Raw genomic sequence first — 17,517 nt, forward strand, 5'->3', positions numbered from 1 at the left:
TTATACGGGGATCATCACTTTGTAAAGGATGAGCAATATATTGAGAATCATAAATTAAATAACCTGTCAATCATCCTACCTGTTTGACTGGGCGGGCAAGATGCCTACCCACAAGAATTTCAGGTTATTCAATTTGGATTCCTGAGGGGCGGACTACCACAACCGCTCACCTGTGCCCCCATCGGCTGGATCCAGGAATGGGCGCAGGTTGATATTGGCAGGAGATGCACTGCTAGGACTGGGGTTGGGGCTGTTGCGACGACCGCCCACGAGAGAGGATAAATCTACGCCGACCGCATCGCCAATCTGACCTAAGATATCGCGTCCACCATTGCCCCGGAAGGTGGTCACTCCCTGGGTTTGTTGCCCACTGTCAGCCGTGACTAAGTTACCAAAGACACGATCGCGGGTGGCGATGGGATCTTGTCCGGGGGGAACCGTCAGCACAATCCGACAGCCCGGCACCGCTTCCGTTGTCACGCAGAGGATATTCAGCCCATTTTCGACGCTGGTTCGCAGTTCTAGCAAACCATCGGGACGATAAAACTCCAAGCGACGACTAATTTCGTTACAGCGACGGTCTTCTGTCCAACCGCCTCCAAGCTGCGTTGGGGTTGCCCAGGCATAGGCCTCTCCCGGTTGGCTAATGGGTCGATACATGACGGTATAGCGACCATTTTCGATTTCACAGGTAAATCGGGCATCGCTGGGGGGAGCCGTAGTGGGAATGGCATCTGGATTATTCACCTGCGCTTGAACCGATCGCCCACTGTTCAGAACGATGCTGCCACTGGCAATTAAGGCAGACATTCCCGCTAACCAGCCCACGCGCTTCAACGTTTGCAGTTTGAATGACATACACGGAACCTCTATGCTGATATTGCTTCAAATCGGTCTTTACTGCGTCCTCGACGGTCGATCGCCTCTCAACTCGGCTATTATGAGCAATTTTGAGGTTTTTCGAGCCATTCGAGCCATTCAAGTCAATCAACGATACTCGTTTTCAAGCACCCTGGAACACTGAATAATCCCAGAGGTTGATGCTACTTCAAAGACGAGTTGTTTGTGAAAGAAGTGCCTGAATGGGCAAAATTCGATCGGATGCGAGGAAAATCAGCCATCGATCGAGGGAAAAAATGAAGATTTATGAAAAAATGTTTGTGTATGTTGTTACAATGGCTTTCTGGAATTAGAACTCATTACAGTGTGGTTGACTTTGATAACCACCTGAACCATGCTGGCGATTTGGGAACGCGCAGCCTGGGGATTTCTTCCAACTGAGAAACGACGAAAATTTTATCAACTGCGAGCTGGCTTAAATTGGCCAGCTTTTTTGTTGCCCTGGCTTGCACCAATTTGCATCAAACCAATTTGCATCAATTTGCATCGATAGTATGGTTCTGATTTGTTGTCCCAAATTTACTGTCCCGATCGGCTATTTGCCCTCATGGAGACGGGTGCTGTCTGTAATGTAACAACCCTTTTGAGAATGCGCCAGTTTTAGAATGTGCCAGCGGTCGCATCTGGTTTTACTCTAGATAAGGTTGGTTTGCATAAGTAGAGGGGTGGTCGATGCCCTGAACCGAGTCCTATGACTAGAGAATTTGATCGTTCTAGATTTTGGCAACGCTGGTTTTTTGCTGGACTACTGGCAGGAATGTTTGCCGGACTGATTCTTTTCGTGATTCTGCCCATTTTGATCCTGGCTACGGTTCAAGGTGGGGTCGGTATTGGGTTTGAGTCTCTGTTCTACCTGCTGTTGCCCATTTTGATCTTAATGGTGTTAGGTGGAATCTACGGCATCGGGCAGGGAGCTGCTCACTATTTTTCCTTGAATCCGCATATTCCCCGTATGGGACGATCGCTGCGGGCGAATTTCATCGGTACGCTGGTGGGTGTAGTCGTAACGGGTGTGTTGCTGCTGGGGCTGATTATGGCGGGCTTTGGTGACTTTTTACAGAGTTTAGGCCTATCCTTTGGATTGAGCTTGATTATTCAAGTGTTCATCGTTGGTGGGTTTGGTGGAATTGCCCAGGCGATCGCCGAGCGATCGATTTTAGGATCAACGACCGAGGCAGGCTACTTTCGCTGGATCGTTCCGCTGGCATTACTAGGTCATGTTAGCGGCGGGTTAGTCGGCATCGTAGGATCACTGATCGTCAGTCCATTTTTGAACCAACTGACGGGATAGGAGAACTTAATCTTTATCATTTTTCTGGGGTAGACATCTTGCCCGCCCAGCCATAATTCTTGTGGGGTAAGCATCTTGCCTGCCCAGTTATATCCGTTCAATCACCATTCAGGTCAGGTAGGAGCAAAGGCATGCAGACGGGGGGTTCAAACACGCGCATTGAGTCAGACAGCATGGGAACCATCGAAGTGCCAGCCGATCGCTACTGGGGGGCGCAAACCCAGCGATCGTTGCAGTACTTTGCCATTGGGCAGGACACCATGCCCAGGGAAATGATCCGGGCGATCGGCATTTTGAAACGGGCAGCGGCTTCGGTGAATCGAGATTTGGGGAAGTTACCGGAAGAAAAAGCGGCTTTGATCCTGCAAGCGGCGGATGAGGTGATTGCCGGGACGTTGGATGATCACTTTCCCCTGCGAATCTGGCAGACGGGAAGCGGGACGCAGACCAATATGAACGCCAATGAGGTGATTGCCAATCGGGCGATCGAATTGGCAGGGGGAACGCTGGGCAGTAAAACCCCCGTCCATCCCAATGATCACGTCAATATGTCTCAGTCGTCTAATGATACGTTCCCCACAGCGATGCACCTTGCCGCAGTGGAGCAAATCACCAATCGACTCTTACCCATGCTCACGAAGCTTCGGGATGCGTTGGCGGACAAAACAACTGAGTTTCAGTCGATGATCAAAATTGGTCGAACCCACCTGATGGATGCCGTTCCCCTGACGCTGGGGCAGGAGTTTTCCGGCTATGTTTCTCAACTGGAAAAAGATCTAGACCGGATTCAGTCCACTTTACCTGACCTGTACGAACTGGCGATCGGCGGTACGGCTGTGGGAACTGGATTAAATACCCATCCTGAATTTGCCGATCGGGTTGCCCAGGAAATTGCTACTTTAACTGGCTTACCCTTTGTCTCGGCTCCCAACAAGTTTGCGGCACTGGCAGGACACGATGCGATCGTCCAAACGAGCGGCAGTCTAAAAACCCTAGCTGCTTCATTAATGAAAATTGCCAATGATATTCGCTGGTTGGGGTCTGGCCCACGCTGCGGATTGGGTGAGTTAATCCTGCCAGCCAATGAGCCTGGGTCTTCCATCATGCCCGGCAAGGTGAATCCTACCCAGTGTGAGGCAATGACGATGGTATGTGTGCAGGTGATGGGGAATGATGCCGCGATCGGGTTTGCGGGAAGCCAGGGCAACTTTGAGCTAAATGTGTTCAAGCCGATGATGATTTTCAACTTGCTGAACTCTATCCGGCTATTGGCAGATGCCTGTTCTAGCTTTACTGATTATCTTGTAGTCGGAATTCAGCCCAACCAGTCGCAGATTCAGCACTTTCTGACCCACTCCCTGATGCTGGTGACAGCCCTGAATCCCCACATTGGTTATGACAACGCCGCAAAGGTGGCCAAAAAAGCCTATACCGAAAACACCACCTTACGAGCAGCCTGCATTGAGTTGGGATTGCTGACCGGGGAAGAATTCGATCGCCTGGTGCGTCCAGAGGAGATGGTGGGATAGGAACACTACAGCCAGGTTAGTACCCATTGCCAGACAAAGAATGCAGCCATGCCCACTCCGATCGTCAATAGCAGATTTTTGCGCCAGAAGCCAACCAGAATCGCTGCGATCGCGCCAATCAACCGAGCATTAGTGTAATCCACTAAAATTTGATCGCCACTTGGGATCAAAACAGCCGGAACCACGATCGCGGTGAGTACAGCAGGAGGAACATAGCTGAGAACTTGCAGAAATTGGGGCGAAAGCTTGATGCGTCCACTCATGCCGATGATCGGATAACGGATCAGGAAGGTGACTAAAGCCATGCCGGAGATCAGGAGAAATTCGTTCATTGAAGAGTAGGGAGTAGGGAGTAGGGTAGGGGCGAATTGCTATTCGCCCATATCAGGTATAGCGTTACGTTCGTGTGATAAAACGTTCAGATAATGTTCCGACTAAGATTCCAGTCAGGGTAGATAAGATCAGTCCGAGTTGATGGGGAAAGTGATGGGTCAACAGTGCCATAATTCCTGCTGCTAGGACTGATAAGATCATGGGTTGATTTTTGAGGTAGGGAATGATCATGCCAATAAACGTGGCAGCCATCGCAAAATCAAGTCCCCATTCTGCTGCATTGGTCATACGATGGCCGATCGTCAAACCAATAAACGTGCATAGTAACCAGTTCAAATACATCAAGATTGATGCACCCATCTGATACCAGTGCTTGTCAGGAGAAGAGTCAGTCTGATTGTATCGATCGATTGCAACTACAAATGCCTCATCCGTTAGCCAGAATCCGAGCAGCAGTTTCCAGAACTGAGATAAATGATGGACATGGGGAACGATACTGACTGAGTAGAGTAAATGGCGCAGGTTGACGAAAAAAGTGGTCAGAATAATCAAGGGCACGGCGGTACCAGAGGCGAGTAAGCCGATCGCAATAAATTGGGAAGAACCCGCAAATACCGCAGCCGACATAGCCAGCGTGCCGACAAATGATAAACCACTTGCCGCAGCCAGCGTGCCGTAGATAATGCCGAAGGGAATGGCACCCACCACTAAGGGGAAGATGCCTCGACAACCCGATAAAAACTCAGAACGGGGCGAAGCGGAGAGGGGGTGACTGGAATTCATAAATGGCATAGGATCAGGCGGATTTATACCCCAAGGATGATGCTGGGATTTTCTATTAATGTCAGGAAATCTCTCGTAAGGGGTGTTTTCAGTTTAAAAAAAACTGCTACGGTCAGTCTTGTACATTTTTTCAGGAGTTCCCTTTTTTGGGGGTTTATATTGAGAGGGTTCCTGGATCGTTCATACCTGAGCCATCCTAAGGATCGTGAATCCAATAACCTGTAAATTGTTCTACTTCGTTGACTGGGCGGGCAAGATGCCCACCCCACAAGAACTCAGTTTATTTAATTCGCATTCCTAAGTCGTTCTAAGTCGTTCTAAGTCATTCAATGGAAACACTGATTCAAAGTATTCAAACGAGCATTGGCACATTACTGGGGCAAAGTGTCGGCGTGGTCATCGCTGCGATTATTGCCCTGATTGTGCTGTTCCTGACCAGCTATGTGGCGGGATGGGTACGGCGCGTGGTGGCCCTGGCCGTGGGACGTACCATCAACAGTCCATCGCTGCGATCGCTGGCGGTGCAGACGAGTTACGTAGCCGCCTGGGTCGTGGGGGTTCTGGTTGCTTGCGTCATCGCGTTTCCCGATCTGCGACTTGGAGATTTAATTGGCTTCCTGGGCTTGGGGTCAGTGGCGATCGGTTTTGCATTTCAGGATATTTTCAAAAACTTCCTGGCGGGCATTTTGCTCTTGCTCCAGGAACCGTTTCAGATTGGTGATCAAATTCGGGTGGGTGAGTGCGAGGGAACGGTCGAAGAAATTGCGATTCGCTCCACCCAAATTCGCACCTATCTGGGAGAACGACTGGTCGTACCCAATGCCATTATTTTCACCAGCGAGATTCAGGTGAGAACGGCCATGCGCTGCCGTCGTACAGATTTACCCCTGGGCGTGGACTATAATACGCCGCTCCCCCTGGCGGTTGAAGTCTTGCAAGAAGCTGCAATGAGCGTGGATGGAGTGTTTGACAATCCCCCTCCCGTGGTGGAATTTGAGGAGTTTGGGGATAGTTCAATTAATTTGAAAGTACGATACTGGACAGAACCGACCCAGGCGGAGGTGCTCCACGTCAAAAACCGCATGGTGATTGCCCTGAAGCAAGCCTGCGATCGCGCCAATATCAACATTCCCTATCCCATCCGCACGGTGTACTGGTACGACCAGGAAAAATTTGATGATGCAGACATGGCTATGGCGGCCGACAACGGCAGCGATCGGCGGTTCTCAGGAGATAATAGGTAGAAGACTGGATCTCAACCTGGATCAATCTGGATTAATAATGCTGCCCTTCGCCCTATGACTGCTTTTTCTCTCTACGAAACTGATTTTTATGCCTGGACGCAGAAGCAAGTTGGCTTACTCAAGTCCCAGCAGTGGGAGCAGTTGGATGCGGTCAACTTAATTGAAGAAGTGGAAGCGTTGGGTCGAAAAGAACGTCAGGAGTTGCGAAATCGTTTGGGTCTATTGCTGGGGCATCTGTTGAAGTGGCAGTTTCAACCTGAACACCGCAGTAATAGCTAGCTGGGAACGATTCGTGAACAACGAATTCAAATCAAGCTGCTTCTGGAAGACAGCCCCAGCCTGAAGCCTTACCTGGACGAGGTATTTCTGGCGACCTATGAATTGGGTCTGGCCCTGGCTATTCGTGAGACGCAACTGGGGGAGGTGATTTTTCCTGAGTCCTGTCCCTATACGCCTGATCAGATCATGCGATCGGATTTTTTGCCCGACTGAAAATCAGCTTTTCCGCTCCCGTAACCATCCTGCCGCATACTGTCCCGGTGTTATCCCCGTCAATCGCTTAAAGTGACGATTCAGATGGCTCTGGTCAGTGAAGCCTGTATCAATGGCAACCTGAGCGATCGGTTCTCCCAATCTCAGTAGCCGTTTGGCATGGGTCAGCCGCACTTGCACCAGAAAAGCGTGGGGCGGGAGTCCGACTTCTCGCTGAAAGACGCGCAGGAGACGTAATGGCTTGAGGTGAGTGATCTGGGCCAGCTGATTCAGGGAGATTGCTTCAGCATAGTGCCGTTCAATATAGTCTCTGGCAGTCTGCACTGCGGCGTGTTCCTGACTGATTGGTGGGATAATGGGACGATCGTCGGCATGGCGAACGATGAGCTGGGCCAGCGTCCAGAGGAACCGGGATTCTCGCTCCAGGGACAGATCTGAAGCTTCGATCGCCTGATGCATTCGCCGCAGTTGTTCCGCCAACCACCGATCCTGAATCACGGGTTGGGGAAAAAACGGCAGGTGATGGGCCGCTGGATTGACCTCTGCGGCAGCCCGTTGAATCAGGGAAGCATCCGGATAGAGCATGCGGTAGGCCCACCCTTCCGGAATGCCTGCGTACCCTGTATGGACTTCGCCCGGATGAATGATCACGACACTTCCGGCTGGAGCCTGATAGGTTGCCCCCCGATAGGTAAACGCCTCTACCCCCGACTCAATCACCCCGATCGCATAGCCGTCATGGGTATGGCGCGAAAAGGCGTGGGTGATATACCTGGCATGGAGCATCTCCGTGTTGTCTAGCCCTGGATCACGCCAAAATTTAACTGCTTCCGTCGCTTGCCGACTCAAACCCTCCCTCCAATTAATTTCTATCCTGTCTTAACCTGAATAAAGAACGCTGTCTCTTACCAGCAATCCGATCGGGAGCATGTCACTTTTGTCACCCTCACCCTAAATCCCTCTCCCAAAGGGCGAGGGACTTCGATCCGGCTCCCCTTCTCCCACAGGGAGAAGGTTGGGGGATGAGGGTCAGACTTGCAACCGTGACATACTCCCAGCCCGATCGGGCTACCCGATGAGCATACAGCTTACTCACCCGCTTTGGCTTGGATGTTTTTTCAGTTTGCGTGGGGAAATGGGAAATGGGAAATTGGGAAACAGCAAGATCCAGTTCAAACATTCTCTGAACCCCTTATCGACGAATCTAATTGTTAAGGGCATCAATCGATTCAGAAATTTGCTTATCAGACGATGTATTAATAAAGTTGTGGTACTGATTTTGACCGTCATCCCTCCATTTGACCCTTAACCCATGCCCCTGCCGCGTCACCTACTGACTAAAGTTTCTGGTCGGGTTCCCCTGCGAGCCGTCCTGATTGTGCCGTTTGTGTTGCAAATTGTGATTGCGGTTGGGTTGACGGGGTATTTGTCTCTGCGGAATGGGCAAAGGGCGGTCAATCAGGTGGCTGATGATCTGAGGCGGGAGATTGCCAGTCGCATTGAAGAAAAGTTAACCAGCTACCTCGCCTTACCCCACCAGATTAACCAACTCAATGCCGATGCGATCGAACAGGGGATTGTGGATGTTTCTGACCTGAGCGAACTCGATGCTTACTTAGCCCAACAAATTAGACAGTTAGAGCAGTTGACGGCAATTGTGATCGCCACCAATGCCCCTGATTATGTGGAAGCGATTACCTTTGATCATCAAGCGGTCACGATCAACATCTGGAACCCGGAAGAGGGCGGCATTTTGCAGTGGACGATCGATGCCCAGGGCAATCAAAGCCAGAGTACCGCCACGCCGGATTATGACCATCGGCAGCGCGGCTGGTATCGGAACACCTTGATTCAGGGTCGCCCCAACTGGACAGAACCCTTTGCTACTATTACACCTCAACGCCTGATTATTTCCGCCAATCAACCCATTCATGATGAATCAGGCAATGCGATCGGAGTTACAGGTTCAGATCTGTCCTTGCTAGAAATCCGTGATTTTTTAAATTCACTGCAAATTGGCAAAACGGGTGAAACCTTCATCGTGGAGCGAGATGGTAACTTGATCGCCAGTTCGACCAACGAGCTACCCTTTCAGTCGATCGGAGTGGATGAGGCGGAACGGTTGATGGCGGTGAACAGCGCCGATCCATTGATTCGGGCGACCGCTCAGTATTTGATGGATGAGTTTGGCAGCTTTGATGGACTGAACACAGCGGCCCTGCAATTTACCACCGCAGAAGGCGATCGGCAGTTCCTTCAGATTATGCCCTATGCCGACGATCGCGGCATTGACTGGCTCGTGGTGGTGGTGATTCCTGAAGCTGACTTTATGGAGCAAATTCACGCCAACACGCGCCTGACGATTCTGCTGTGCGGTATTGCCCTGGGGTTAGCCATTCTGGGCGGAATTATCACCGCTCGCTGGATCACCAAGCCGATTATGCAACTGAGCCAGGCTGCCGAGGGCATGGCGGAAGGAGATTGGAATCAAAAAGTGATTGTGCAGCGATCGGGAGAGTTGGGGGTATTAGCCCATGCCTTTAACCATATGCGGGATGAACTGCGGCAATCTCATCAGCAGTTGGAGGAATATTCGCGGGGATTGGAACAGAAAAATGAACAGTTACAAACCCTGGAAGCAGAACTGCGAAAACAACTCAATTTATTTCTTCATGCTGTCTCGCACGATCTAAGAAATCCCGTCATTGGCACGTCGATCGTCTTAAATAGTTTGAGCAATCAACCGGGAGATGAATTAAAACTACCGCGCCGCATTCTGGAGCGCATGATTGAAGGCAACACACGGCAGCTTGAACTGATTAATTCTCTAATTGACAGCCATGCTGCTGAAACCTGGGGAATTGTGATTCACCCCCAACCGCTCCAGCTCCACGATCTAGTCGAAGGTGCCCTGACTGACCTCCAACCCATTCTGGAACGGGACAATGCAACCCTGATTAACCAAATTCCGGCTGACCTGCCGCCGATCGAAGGCGATCCCTTACAGTTAACTCGCGTCTACCAAAACCTGGTGGCCAACGCTCTGAAGCATAATCCCCCTGGACTTTCTCTAACTCTAGGAGCAAAGCAGGACGAGCAATTCATTCATTGCATTGTGGCAGACAACGGTATTGGCATTTCCTCGGAACAGCGAGACAAACTGTTTGATCCTTACTTTCGAGGCAGTCAAAAGCCAAAGTCGGTTGGATTAGGATTAGGGCTGTATTTGTGTCGGCAAGTGATTGAAGCACATGGGGGGGCGATCGGCGTTGAAAGCCAGGTTGGGGAAGGCACGACATTTTGGTTTACGTTGCCAGTTGTGGATGCAGACGTTATGACAGCGATCAGCAGCCGAGCATCTTAGGATCGTGAATTGAATTATCCATCCAACGAGTTGCTTTGCTGACTGGGCAGGCAAGACTTCAGCTTGAGCCCTTCGGCTTGAGTTCAGGAGTTCGGCGAGGCTCACTCGAGCCGTCGAAAGCTCAGTCGAAACGCTGCCCACCCCACAAGAATCCCAGATGATTAAATTTGCATTCCCCGGCGAAAATTGTTAAGTTCAATACCAAAGAAGGTTAAGTGGGCTTGACTATTTCTAAATAGTTACATAATCTGAAAGGCAGAGTCCCGGAATTGACGATTTGTAGTTTAGTCAGTGAACCGATCGATTGAAGCGGTAAAAACTTGCTTCTATCCTGTGTTGCTGAAAGCCTGTACCGAAAGCTTGTGCGCTCGCTGTATTAATCACACAATACAAGGAGCTAGTTAATATGATTTATTTTGATTAAGTGCCTCTCTGAAAGCCTGTCAGTGAGCGATTTTTCATGCAAAGGCTGGGATATACCCTGGTGAAATGCTGGCTGCTTTATTAGCTGCTTTAAATGAACTTCGCGTATTGGTTGGATGCATGTTTAAGTTTCAGAGAAATGCACAAACCCTGGCTAAAGGTATACGCAAAATTTACTCATTTGTGTTCATCTGTGCTGAATTGTGTTGTCGATCACATAGGTGGAATATATCTACCAAAGGTGCAGATCAGTGGTTTGTGATGATCAACACTCGCGATTTAAAGGAAGCTGTGATAGGTTGATGCTGCACATCATGATTTCATGATCTTGATGTCGTCTTCCTGGAAAGGAAATTTGTTGAACACTTTATAAATCCTCCGTTGATTGAGATTGTTCAACGTGCTAAATTGCAGCAAACGTAAGTTCGCTTTAAGTGCGAAAAGATCGAAATTGACACTGCAAAACTTGAAATTGCAAAACTTATAAACTGCAAACCTGATCAGTTCCCAAACTGACCACAAGCAGACAGCAATGTGAACTCAGCTCGCAATGAGGAGAATTTTTGCTGCTCCCAAATCTGCCGCAAGGGGTTCATAGTTAACTTAAAAATGCTTCTGCGGTAGCCATTAAGCTCTTTTCATTCAGAGCCAGGGTTTTTATCGCGCAGGAAGAGTAATTCCCCATAGCCCGCTTGTCGGTTGGTTGCAGATTTTCCGCCACTACCCCCAAGAGGCAAGTTCGATGAACGTCAATATTGGTACTCTCCAGAGTCTGCCAGACTCCAGTACAAACAGTGAAATCATTATTCAAAATGCATTTCTGGAACTGCTCACAACAGCTCAGATTAGAGCCGGAGAAGACTCCCTTGACCTGGCTCAACTGGATGTCCGGAGCTTTCGGCTGGGAGATGAGATTTCCCTCAGTAGCCCAGATCTTGCTTCTGATAATGAATTATTGACGGCGGAAGCAGAAAGTTCCGTTCAATATAAACATATTCAGCCTGATTTTTATTTGGTTTGTCAGGGCAGAGTCCGGTTGCTGTGTCGAGATCAGGAACAGGATCGAGATGTAACAGCGGCATTGCTTGAAGTAGGAGATACCTTTGGAGCAGATGAGATCCTGAATCCAGCCTCCCTACCCTATCGTGCTGTTGCAGCCAGCCCAGTCCAGGTTGCCCACTTTTCAATCGAGCGCCTGACCGCCTTACTCGAAAAACTACCCGCCCTGCGATCGCATTTGACCCATCAGGCCCAACTGCGGGAGCGACTGATTTTTTTCAAATCCTGCACTGCCTGGAAAGTCCTTTCCAGCCATCAACTGCAATACTTCATTCCTGACCTGGTGGAAGCTACGATCGCACCCAATCCAGCAGGTACAAACAACAACTCCGATAACAACTCTGATATTTCTGGTCAAACCGACCATTTCTGGCTGCGGCAGGGCACCCTCCAGCATGAGTCTCGTTCGATCGCCATTGGAGATGACTGGGGGTATCCAGAGGAACTGTTGACGAATTGGACATCTGAAACGGAGTTGCGGGTCTACAAGCTGGCGGCTAAACGCTGGGAAATGGTGCAATCCCTGCTCCCCTCGGATGATGGGGAGCAATCGTCAAACGCGGACACAGCATCGCTGAATGGACAGAATCCCGTTGCTCGACCCCGATCGCGAGGACAAATCATCTATCAACCCGTTTCTCCCCCCAGCAAGACTCAGGCTAAGCCGCTTCAGCTCGTTTCAGAACCCTCCAACCGCTCTTTAACGGAAGCTGAATCGAATCCGATCGTTTTTCCCAAACCCGTTCGTCGTCACCTGCTGGATGCCTTTAGCCGCTATCCCTGGATAGAGCAGCAAAGCTCGTCCGACTGTGGGGCGGCCTGTTTGGCCATGATTACCCGCTATTGGGGGAAACAGATTCCACTACACATTCTGCGGGAACATGCGAATGTTGGCCGGATGGGGGCATCCCTCAAAAGTTTGGCAAAAGCGGCTGAATTGCTGGGGTATCAGGCCCGTCCAGTCCGGGCCAGTTTGAATCGCATGGCCGAACAGACGAACCCCTGGATTGCCCATTGGGATGGAACCCACTATGTGGTGGTTTACAAAGTGAGTCCTCAACGGGTGATGATCAGCGATCCTGCTCTGGGACGACAATCCCTTTCAAGGGAAGAGTTTCAATCCCACTGGACGGGCTACGCGCTATTGCTTGACCCAACCACGCGGCTACAAAACACGGAAGTCAAACAAACGTCCCTGACTCGCTACATGGGAGCTTTGCTACCCTACCGATCGATCATCTGGCAGATTTTGGTGTTCTCGATTCTGATTCAGATGTTTGGGTTGGTGACACCGCTATTCACGCAGATTATTCTCGATCGCGTTGTCGTGCAGCGCAGCCTGGATACCCTGAATATATTTGCGTTGGGGTTACTGCTATTTGGACTGTGGAATATTGGGCTGGGTGCGGTTCGCCAGTACCTTTTAAGTTACTTTTCAAATCGGCTGGATTTAACCCTGATTAGCAGTTTCATCAACCACACTCTGAAATTGCCCTTAAAGTTTTTTGAATCGCGTCGGGTGGGAGACATCATTACGCGAGTCCAGGAAAACCAGAAAATTCAGCGGTTTTTGATTCAGCAAGTTGTGTTGGCCTGGTTGAGCTTCGTGACTGGATTTGTGTACCTGGGGCTAATGCTCTACTACAACTGGCAATTAACCCTGCTGGTGCTATTGCTGATTCCGCCGATCGTGATTTTGACCCTGGCGGCGACTCCCTTCCTGCGACGGATTTCGCGGCAGATTTTCAAAGAAGTTGCCGATCAAAATTCAGTGCTGGTGGAAATGCTGACGGGAATTGCGACGGTTAAATCGGCGGCGGCTGAACATGAACTGCGCTGGCGGTGGGAAGATCACCTGACGCGCCAGTTAAATATGCAGTTTAAGGGGCAGAAATTTGCCATTGGACTGCAATCTGCCAGTGGCTTAATTAACTCGATCGGCGGTACGCTGCTGCTCTGGTACGGGGCAACATTGGTGATTCAAGAACAGCTCACCATTGGGCAGTTTGTGGCTTTTAACATGATGGTCGGCTACGTCATCAGCCCGGTAGTTGCCCTGGTCGATTTGTGGGACAACCTTCAGGAAGTTCTAATTTCTGTTGAACGGCTAAATGATGTCTTTGAAGCCAAGCCCGAAGAAACCGCCCAGGAAAACCGCTTATCCCTACCCGCGATCGTCGGTCGGGTGGAATTTGAAGATGTCACCTTCCGCTATGGCGATGACGTTGAGCAGAACACCCTACAAAACATCTCCTTTAAGGTAGAACCGGGACAAACGATCGCCATTGTGGGTCGCAGTGGCTCAGGTAAAAGTACCCTGGTAAAACTAATTGAGGGACTCTACCATCCGACTCAGGGGCGTATTTTAGTGGATGGGCATGATATTCGTCATGTTTCTCCCCAATCCCTGCGATCGCAGCTTGGCGTGGTGCCCCAGGAGTGTTTTCTGTTTTCTGGAACCATTACTGAAAACATTACGCTGTATCGTCCAGATTTTACCCTGGAAGAAGTGATCGAAGCGGCCAAGCTGGCCGAAGCCCATGCATTCGTTCAGGCAATGCCCCTGGGATACAACACAAAGGTTGGGGAGCATGGTTCTTCCCTGTCAGGTGGACAACGGCAGCGAGTCGCCATCGCCCGCGCCCTATTGGGTAGTCCCCGCATTCTAGTTTTGGATGAAGCGACGAGTTCCCTGGACACCGAATCTGAACGACGCTTTCAGCACAACTTAGCTCAGATTAGCCGCGATCGAACTACCTTTGTGATTGCCCATCGCCTTTCTACCGTTCGCAATGCAGATTCTATTTTAGTCATCGATCGAGGAATTTTGGTTGAACAGGGGAATCATCAAACGTTAATGGAGCAAAAAGGACTCTATTACTACCTGGCTCAACAGCAGCTCAACCTTTAGGAGGATGAGAGCAAGAGAGATGGGGAGGTAGTGAGTCATGGGTAATAAACAGGTAATAGGTAATAGGTGATGGGTAATGGGTAATGGGTGATTATTGGTGGTACGTTCTATCCTGAGCCAATAAAAACAACAATTCAGAATCTATCCAAATAGGCAAGCTTGAAAAAATATCGGAGTAGCTATAGAAACAAACAGTTTCCAGGACGGGAAAACCATGTTTTGAAAGCCACCAATAGATAGATCTTTATAAGGCATATGTCCCAAATTCTATAGAGTTTTCATTCAGATAAACGCTGGTCAATTTGATGCTGACCGATGCCAGTCGTTCTAGATTCCGCTACTCCTTGTATGCCGATCGCCTTGATGTATATAGCTCAGACAGCTTTTCTTCAGCAAGATAGACCACAAAGGTAAAACCAGAATTCCCTGTTTAACTTGATTTAGATATTTGATAAAGTTTTCATAAAGATGCAAAATACTGCACACAAGGAAGGGGGTTTTACGTTTTTATTGAAAATGAGGAAATCCAAAACAAATTCAGTTTATTTTGAATTTAGATTGATGAATTGGATTAATTCATTGTTCTTTGAGTTTTGTTACCAAAAAGTTGATAAAGCAGTCAAAAAATTGCCAATCTGGCAGAGTCAATGGAGCGATGGAAATTAATATGGACGGAGGTGTACCTGGCTTTATTTTAGAGATTCTTACCCAACGTCCTCATTGAACGGACGGAGGTTATATCTGTACAATTCTCGGTCTTTTCAAACAAAAAATTGGAAATACTCTATTAAGTTGGTAAAAAAGAACCTTTGAGTTGATTGATTTAAGTTGATTGATTGAATTCAAAGGGCTATCTGAATTCAAGAACTATCTGACCGTTTGCTATCTGTTCAAGCATCATCTAACTATTGATGTTGCATCTACCCCGCTCTTTAGGATCTATGTCTATAACCGTACCAGCCAAGCCCCCTGCTGATATGACCTGCAATTTTCCTCAAGCGCTTAGATCTTTGGATTGCCTGGATCTTCTGTCCGTCTAGATCAAATTGCTGGCTTCGTGTCTTTGGATGAACGTTTACTGGTGACTGTTCCTATGCAACTAAGATTCGCTCCCACACAACGACCTGATGAAGCTAAATCAGCTTTTAATCGTTCTCATAATTGTTCTCATAACTCGTCTGGTGTAATTATTTTTGATGTAATTATTTCAGACGCTCAGTTCCATTCATCTGAATCGAATTCAACATCGAATTCAACGCTGAATTCCCTTTCCGATTTAGAAGCATCCCTGATTCAGGGAGGGAGTGTTGCTCCAGTCGATCGCCCCTCTCGTCCCCATGCTGATGCTCAACCTGTCGATGCTCAGCCTGCGAAACGAAGCACTCAATCATCGGAACACTTTCCGGGTTGGAGTCCAGCTCTCCAGAACGTGCTAGATCAGCCTCCATCTACCTTACCCCTGCGGGTGATGCTGGCAGGTATTGCTTTCTGCGGTGCCTTTGGGGCATGGGCCTGGTTTGGTCAGGTTCAAGAGGTGAGCCAGGCTCAAGGGAGTCTTGTACCGGAAGGAGAGGTTTATCAGGTGCAGCCGGTGGCTCAGGGCGAAGTGATCCGGCTAGCGGTGGAGGAAGGACAGTATGTGGAAGCAGGACAGGTGATTGCAACGTTGGATGATCGTCTGGCAGAAACTGAGGTGAATCGATTACAGCAAAGCCTGGTTTCCTATCAGTTTCAGATGCTCCAAACGCAGGGATTGGTCGATCGCATTCGTTCAGAATTGGATACCCGCAGAGCGATTACCGCAGCCGAGGTACGAGCACAAGAGGCCGCGATCGCTCAAGCCCAAACTGTGATTAGCACCAATCATCAAACCCTCTCCCAACGAGCAGGAGAAATGGCAGCCTATGAGGCTCGTCTGGAGCGGTTACAACCTCTGGTGGCAGAAGGTGTAATTGCCCAGGAACAGTTGTTTGAAGTGGAGCAAGCCCTTCGGGAGCATCAGCGAATTAATGTGCAAAGTCGGGGTGAATTACAGCAATCGGTTGAAGAAGGCGATCGACTTCAGGCAGAATTGATGCGGCGGCAGGCGGAAGGACAACGCAGCGAATTAGAAACCCAGCAGCGATTGCAGCAATTGGAAGTAGAGCTGGCGCAGATTCAGTCCAACATCACAGAAACTGAAAGCCTGTTGCAGGCAGCCCAAACTCAACTGTCACAAATGCACATTCACGCTCCGGTCAGTGGCATTGTTTCCACTTTGAACATTCGCAACACGGGTGAAGTGGCTCAACCCGGACAAACGATCGCTGAAATCGCGCCTGATGGGGTTCCTCTCGTGTTGTCTGCTATGCTGCCCAGTCGGGAAGCGGGTTTTGTTCAGGAAGGCATGCCGGTGCAGGTGAAATTTGATGCTTTCCCCTATCAAGACTTCGGAGTCATTTCGGGCCGTGTTGAGTCCATTTCTCCCGATGCCAGAATGCATGAGCAAATGGGAGCGGTTTATCAAATAGAGGTCGCCCTGGATCAGCATGCAGTGAACGGGGGAGATGCAGGTGAAGCGATCGAATTTCGGGCGGGTCAAACGGCCAGTGCGGAAATTGTAACTCGCAGAAGACGCATTATGGATGTCATCCTGGAACCGATGAAGAGACTCCAGGAATCTGGAATCAATCTTTAAGAATAGTTTCGATCGGTTTAGTAATCGATCTAGTGGTTGATTCAGTAATCGATCCGTAATCGATTTAGTAAAAGCTGCTGCTTTAAAAATTTGTTGTTTTATCAGAGGTAATTGCTGTGTATTCACGTCAACCTTCCAAGTTGGACAAGGCAATGACAACTGAGCAATTTAATCAAGTTGTAGATGCAATTCTAGCAGGCAAATATTCCTGGGCATGTGTTTTAATTTTGCGCTTTGCTGGATATAATCCCCTTCACTATATCCCTTATCGCACCTATAATCGCCTCATGAAAGAGCATGGTTCAACCCGTAAAAAGCAAAAACGTGAAGATCAACACTTTGATACTTATTCAGAATCATCCGATCGCAGATCATCTAGCCGGATTGCTGACTTGAACCATTTAGAAACGCTAGAAGATCAACCTTGTAAAGTACGAGGAGGCGATCGAATGATTCCAGTCTTCTCATGGTTTAGCTGGGGAAGCAATTAGCCAATCAATTAATTCAAACT

General features: G+C 49.2%; 12 protein-coding genes and 1 pseudogene. 8 read left to right on the top strand and 5 right to left on the bottom strand.

Going from position 1 to position 17,517, the window contains the following annotated elements; genetic code table 11:
* Positions 1-153: 153 nt before the first annotated feature.
* Positions 154-858: a COP23 domain-containing protein gene (locus ACM1PF_RS12480; RefSeq protein ID WP_416674912.1), complete on the bottom strand. Its 705-nt coding sequence runs from the start codon at positions 856-858 to the stop codon at positions 154-156.
* 733 nt (positions 859-1,591) lie between these two features.
* On the opposite strand from ACM1PF_RS12480, the gene ACM1PF_RS12485 reads away from it, so the two are divergent.
* Together ACM1PF_RS12485 and fumC are read left to right on the top strand one after the other, a co-directional pair.
* Positions 1,592-2,191: a hypothetical protein gene (locus ACM1PF_RS12485; protein WP_416674913.1), complete on the top strand. Its 600-nt coding sequence runs from the start codon at positions 1,592-1,594 to the stop codon at positions 2,189-2,191.
* Between the two features lie 131 nt (positions 2,192-2,322).
* Positions 2,323-3,720, top strand: a complete 1,398-nt coding sequence (gene fumC / locus ACM1PF_RS12490) for a class II fumarate hydratase (protein WP_416674915.1) — start codon at positions 2,323-2,325, stop codon at positions 3,718-3,720.
* A 5-nt stretch (positions 3,721-3,725) separates the two neighbouring features.
* Here fumC and ACM1PF_RS12495 read toward each other — a convergent pair whose 3' ends face one another.
* Both ACM1PF_RS12495 and ACM1PF_RS12500 read right to left on the bottom strand, forming a co-directional pair.
* Positions 3,726-4,052 (bottom strand): AzlD domain-containing protein, encoded by a 327-nt coding sequence (locus ACM1PF_RS12495; protein WP_416674917.1) that lies wholly within the window; start codon positions 4,050-4,052, stop codon positions 3,726-3,728.
* A gap of 64 nt (positions 4,053-4,116) precedes the next feature.
* On the bottom strand, positions 4,117-4,836 hold the full coding sequence (locus ACM1PF_RS12500; protein WP_416674919.1) for an AzlC family ABC transporter permease: 720 nt from the start codon (positions 4,834-4,836) through the stop codon (positions 4,117-4,119).
* A 329-nt stretch (positions 4,837-5,165) separates the two neighbouring features.
* On the opposite strand from ACM1PF_RS12500, the gene ACM1PF_RS12505 reads away from it, so the two are divergent.
* Both ACM1PF_RS12505 and ACM1PF_RS12510 read left to right on the top strand, forming a co-directional pair.
* Positions 5,166-6,080 carry a mechanosensitive ion channel family protein gene (locus tag ACM1PF_RS12505; RefSeq protein WP_416674921.1) on the top strand — a complete coding sequence of 305 codons (915 nt, stop codon included), beginning with the start codon at positions 5,166-5,168 and terminating at the stop codon, positions 6,078-6,080.
* 54 nt (positions 6,081-6,134) lie between these two features.
* A pseudogene (locus ACM1PF_RS12510) lies at positions 6,135-6,572 on the top strand (DUF29 domain-containing protein).
* A gap of 3 nt (positions 6,573-6,575) precedes the next feature.
* Here ACM1PF_RS12510 and ACM1PF_RS12515 read toward each other — a convergent pair.
* Positions 6,576-7,421: an AraC family transcriptional regulator gene (locus tag ACM1PF_RS12515; RefSeq protein ID WP_416674922.1), complete on the bottom strand. Its 846-nt coding sequence runs from the start codon at positions 7,419-7,421 to the stop codon at positions 6,576-6,578.
* A gap of 97 nt (positions 7,422-7,518) precedes the next feature.
* Complete coding sequence (locus ACM1PF_RS12520) at positions 7,519-7,752, bottom strand: hypothetical protein (protein ID WP_416674924.1); 234 nt, start codon at positions 7,750-7,752, stop codon at positions 7,519-7,521.
* Between the two features lie 132 nt (positions 7,753-7,884).
* Here ACM1PF_RS12520 and ACM1PF_RS12525 point away from each other — a divergent pair, with 132 nt between their 5' ends.
* The 4 genes from ACM1PF_RS12525 to ACM1PF_RS12540 all read left to right on the top strand — a co-directional run bounded on the left by ACM1PF_RS12525 (position 7,885) and on the right by ACM1PF_RS12540 (position 17,497).
* Positions 7,885-9,936, top strand: coding sequence for an ATP-binding protein (locus ACM1PF_RS12525; protein WP_416674925.1), 2,052 nt, complete (start codon positions 7,885-7,887; stop codon positions 9,934-9,936).
* Between the two features lie 1,165 nt (positions 9,937-11,101).
* On the top strand, positions 11,102-14,329 hold the full coding sequence (locus ACM1PF_RS12530) for an ABC transporter transmembrane domain-containing protein (protein ID WP_416674926.1): 3,228 nt from the start codon (positions 11,102-11,104) through the stop codon (positions 14,327-14,329).
* Positions 14,330-15,422: 1,093 nt separating this feature from the next.
* Positions 15,423-17,006 carry an HlyD family efflux transporter periplasmic adaptor subunit gene (locus ACM1PF_RS12535; RefSeq protein ID WP_416674927.1) on the top strand — a complete coding sequence of 528 codons (1,584 nt, stop codon included), beginning with the start codon at positions 15,423-15,425 and terminating at the stop codon, positions 17,004-17,006.
* 116 nt (positions 17,007-17,122) lie between these two features.
* Positions 17,123-17,497, top strand: a complete 375-nt coding sequence (locus tag ACM1PF_RS12540) for a HetP family heterocyst commitment protein (protein WP_416674929.1) — start codon at positions 17,123-17,125, stop codon at positions 17,495-17,497.
* The last annotated feature ends 20 nt before the right edge of the window (positions 17,498-17,517 follow it).

It is taken from the genome of Egbenema bharatensis FJBBOT/2019 (assembly GCF_048077055.1).
Classification (GTDB): Bacteria; Cyanobacteriota; Cyanobacteriia; order Elainellales; family Elainellaceae; genus Egbenema; species Egbenema bharatensis.

Coding starts and splice junctions, on each gene's coding strand:
- ACM1PF_RS12480 (WP_416674912.1), bottom strand. CDS start 858: ATGTCATTCAAACTGCAAACGTTGAAGCGCGTGGGCTGGTTAGCGGGA.
- ACM1PF_RS12485 (WP_416674913.1), top strand. CDS start 1,592: ATGACTAGAGAATTTGATCGTTCTAGATTTTGGCAACGCTGGTTTTTT.
- fumC (WP_416674915.1), top strand. CDS start 2,323: ATGCAGACGGGGGGTTCAAACACGCGCATTGAGTCAGACAGCATGGGA.
- ACM1PF_RS12495 (WP_416674917.1), bottom strand. CDS start 4,052: ATGAACGAATTTCTCCTGATCTCCGGCATGGCTTTAGTCACCTTCCTG.
- ACM1PF_RS12500 (WP_416674919.1), bottom strand. CDS start 4,836: ATGAATTCCAGTCACCCCCTCTCCGCTTCGCCCCGTTCTGAGTTTTTA.
- ACM1PF_RS12505 (WP_416674921.1), top strand. CDS start 5,166: ATGGAAACACTGATTCAAAGTATTCAAACGAGCATTGGCACATTACTG.
- ACM1PF_RS12520 (WP_416674924.1), bottom strand. CDS start 7,752: ATGTTTGAACTGGATCTTGCTGTTTCCCAATTTCCCATTTCCCATTTC.
- ACM1PF_RS12525 (WP_416674925.1), top strand. CDS start 7,885: ATGCCCCTGCCGCGTCACCTACTGACTAAAGTTTCTGGTCGGGTTCCC.
- ACM1PF_RS12530 (WP_416674926.1), top strand. CDS start 11,102: ATGAACGTCAATATTGGTACTCTCCAGAGTCTGCCAGACTCCAGTACA.
- ACM1PF_RS12535 (WP_416674927.1), top strand. CDS start 15,423: ATGCAACTAAGATTCGCTCCCACACAACGACCTGATGAAGCTAAATCA.